Origin of the sequence: Nocardia miyunensis NBRC 108239 (assembly GCF_001613065.1) — a bacterium.
In the GTDB taxonomy this organism is placed as follows: Bacteria; Actinomycetota; Actinomycetes; order Mycobacteriales; family Mycobacteriaceae; genus Nocardia; species Nocardia miyunensis.
Genome location: NZ_BDBQ01000174.1, coordinates 1 through 3485, shown reverse-complemented (window position 1 = coordinate 3485; position 3485 = coordinate 1). Strand labels below are relative to the sequence as shown.

General features: G+C 68.8%; 3 protein-coding genes. 1 reads left to right on the top strand and 2 read right to left on the bottom strand.

Features of this window, described 5'->3' with window-relative positions; all coding sequences use genetic code 11:
* Nucleotides 1-129 precede the first annotated feature (129 nt).
* Entirely contained in the window at nt 130-1773 is a 1644-nt protein-coding gene (menD, locus tag NM2_RS46765) for a 2-succinyl-5-enolpyruvyl-6-hydroxy-3-cyclohexene-1-carboxylic-acid synthase (protein ID WP_067684236.1), read from the bottom strand.
* Nucleotides 1774-2017: 244 nt separating this feature from the next.
* On the opposite strand from menD, the gene NM2_RS46760 reads away from it, so the two are divergent.
* Complete coding sequence (locus NM2_RS46760; RefSeq protein ID WP_067684233.1) at nt 2018-2467, top strand: hypothetical protein; 450 nt, start codon at nt 2018-2020, stop codon at nt 2465-2467.
* Between the two features lie 16 nt (nt 2468-2483).
* Here the strand turns inward: NM2_RS46760 and NM2_RS46755 are convergent.
* Nucleotides 2484-3485, bottom strand: a 1002-nt coding sequence (locus tag NM2_RS46755) for a glycoside hydrolase family 5 protein (protein ID WP_157122107.1), incomplete at its 5' end; no start/stop codon positions are given.

The window sequence follows — 3485 nt, the reverse complement described above, 5'->3', positions numbered from 1 at the left end:
TTCATCGACGCGCTGCCGCGGAGCGCGGCGGGCAAGGTGCTGCGCGCGCGGCTGCGCGAACTCTAGACGGGACGGGACGACGACTTCGACGCGTGACCGCGCATCCGGACACGGGCGAATCAGCTCGGATCAGGACGCGATCTTGGCGCGCACCGTCGCGTGCAGCTCGCGCAGGTGCGATCGCTCGGTGATCACCTCGAGCACCCTCGTGCCGTGTGCGTGCCCGGCCAACTCGACCGCCAGCTGCTCCGGATCGACCCGGCTGTGCGGAATCCGGTAGGCGGCGCACAACGCTGCCAGATCCATGCCATGCGGGGTGCCGAACACCCGCTCGAATGCTCCGGCATACTGCGGGTCGCCCTGCTCGAGCAGCTCGAAGATGCCGCCGCCGTCGTCATTGGCGACCACGATGGTCAGATCGGCCGGGTGCGGTTCGCCGGGCCTGATCAGCAGGCCGGACGCGTCGTGCAGGAAGGTCAGATCACCCAGCAGCGCGATGGTGCGGCCGTCGTGGCACAGCGCCGCGCCGACAGCCGTGGACACGGTACCGTCGATGCCCGCGACACCGCGATTGGACAACACCGTGACACCCGGCCGCGGGTATGACACCAGGGCCGCGTCGCGCACCGGATTGGACGCGCCGAGCAGCAGCTGGTCACCCTCGCGCAGCGAGTCCATCACCACCGCCGCCACGTGCAGGCCGGTCGACTTCGGGTACGCGGCGAGTTCGGCCCGGACCACCTCGGTCGCCCTCGCGCTGAGTTCACGGCAATGCGCCAGCCACTCCGGGCGCGATGCGCCCGTGACAATCGCCCGAGTGCCGGTGCCTACCACGTTGCCGGAGACATCGGTCCAGCGCGGCCCCGTGGTGACCGCGTAGACGGTGACATTCGGATCGGCCAGCACCGCGGCCACCGGCCGGTGCAGGGTGGGACGGCCGGTGACGATGGCCTGGCGCGGCTTCAGCAGCGGGAGCGCCAATGGGTGCAGCGCGGGGCCGTGCATGGGGGCCGTGGGTTCGGCGACGGTCGGCAGCTCGGACAGTTCCGGCCGGAGCCCGGCACCGTGGCCGGAAATGACGACCGTGTCGGGGGTCAGGTCGATGTCGAGCGGCACATCGAGCATCGCGTTCTCGGTGAGCGTCCAGGCCCGTCCGTCCGCACGTCCCTCGGGCGCCCATTCGTCCTGGGCAGGATCGGGCACCAGCGGTTCGCGCTGCGGGATATCGAAGTGCACCGGGCCCGCGTTGCCGGTGCGGGTGCCGCGGGCCGCGGCGAGCACCTGGCAGACCGTCGAGCGCCACAGGCTGTTCTGGTGCTCCTGCGACACACCGTTGGCGGACGCGGATTCCTCGTCGGCGGGGTCGAGGCTGATGGTGGTGCGGACCTGACTGCCGAACAGGCCCAGCTGCTCCACGGTCTGGTTGGCGCCGGGGCCGGGAATCTCGCAGGGCCGATGGGTGCTGAGCACTATCAGTGGCACCCGCGCGTAGTTGGCCTCGAGCACCGCGGGACCGAGGTTCGCCACCGCTGTTCCCGAGGCCATCACGACCGGTACCGGCAGCTGGCTGGCTACCGCCAGCCCGACCGCGAGGAAGCCCGCGGTCCGTTCGTCGATGCGATTGTGCAGCCGCAGCCGGCCCGCGGCATCCGCCGCCTGCACAGCGCAGGCCAGCGGCGCGGTGCGTGAGCCGGGACAGAGCACGACGTCCCGGACACCCCCACGCGCGAACTCGTCGACTACCACATGCGCCTGCGCTGTGGACAGCTTCACGACTCCAGCGTCTCAGACAGTGATCCCGCCGTCCACGCCATCTGCCGTTTGATGCTGTGACCTCGTCGAACCTCGCCGAGTCCCCGTCGAACCTGTGGAACAATCTCCTACGAGAGTGTCTGCCTGCCCCTGGTCCGATTGTTGTATGAGACAGCAACCAGACCAGGCCAGAAGGCACTTTCCGCATTCGGGCGCACCTCGACAGGTGAAGATCTCCACGGACCGAGGCTAAGGAGATGCAAGCATGCCGGCTTTGGCTGATCTTGCCGTGGGGATGGCGCCCATCGCCGGTGGAGTGGCTCTCGGTGCGGCGGCGGGATATCTGCGGGGGCCGGATGTGCGCAAGGCGATCAAGCAGGATATGGAACTGCTGGAGCGCCTACCTCCCGAGGAGGTGGAGCGGCGAGCCGAACTCAAACGGAGCATCGACAGTCGCATCGACGACCTGGTCGCGACCAGCAACCGATACCGGCCGGTGCGCAGAGCGGCCGCCTCCTATCGCGGCAGCCTGCGCGACATCCTGCTGTTCGTCTGCGCGATTCTGTTCACGGCGGTCTGGTGGAGCGTCGATCATCGTAAGGACAGCTGGCTACCGATGTTCGTCGTTCTCATCGTGATTTCGGTGTGGGCGACCGTCTATGCGTTCAGCGGTCTGCGCCGGTCCGTACTCAGTTCCCGGCAGAGCAAGGACTGATACGCCCCGCCGAACTTCAGCGGCGGGTCACCGTCAGCTGGACCGCGGACTGTCCGGGAGTAGTTCGCAACCGCAGTAGTTCGGCATCCGGCGCGGAGACGACATCGGCACCGTGTACGTCGACCCGATAGCCATGCGGGTAATCCTGTGCGGGCAGGTACACCTCGGTGCGGAGGTCACCGTCGAACGGCCGGCCCGAATCCGGGCGGGCGGTGGTGTAGCGGAGGTTGAACGTCGCGGTGCCGGGGTCGAAGTGCCAACTCTGCGGGGTGCCTGCGACGGCCTGGGGATACGGGCGCACGATCGGCCCCGCCGGGCTGATCAGATCGGGGCCGGTCGGCGGTTGCTCACTGTGGCCGGGCAACTGATTCTGCGTACTGGACCACAACATCCAGGAAGCCATGGCGTCGTCCAGACTGCCGGTGACGCGCTCCAGCATCGCCGTGTCCTGCGTCGCCCCGAATTCGGTGACGAGCCCGGCGGTACCGGCCGCGCGAGTGCTGTCGAAGCCGTTGCCGGGGCACGTCCGGATGGGGCCGAGGCAGTAATCGTGAAAGCTCATTCCGGCGCGAGGATCGCCGGTCGGGTTCGGCATGCGCACCGGCGCGCCGAAATCGGTGGTGACGAACGGTTCGTAGAACAGCAGATGCCGCGGGTCCACGCGCCGGATGGCTGTCATCGCCTTGCCCTCGAGGGCGGCGAGCGCGTCGCGCGCGAACTCGGGGCAGCCGTCCAGCAGGCACGTCGGGTGCGTGATGCCCGGCCACGGCTCGTTGATGAGGTCGTAGCCCAGCACGTAGCGTTCGCCGGTGAAGCGTTGCGCGACATGCGACCACATGGCCGCATAGTGTTCCTGCACACCGACGCCGTCCGGAGCCGGATGATCGCGCCAGAAATTGGCCCACGTCCGATTCTGGGCCGGGCTCAGCGTGTAGGCCGCGAACAGGCCGGGGACCGGGCCCGGCGGCAGTCCGTCGGAGAACGTCGCCCAGTCGGGGAACCCGTCCCAGCTCGCACC

What these genes read in the sequence shown, in the direction of transcription:
- NM2_RS46760 (WP_067684233.1), top strand. Translation starts at nt 2,018, where the DNA reads ATGCCGGCTTTGGCTGATCTTGCCGTGGGGATGGCGCCCATCGCCGGT.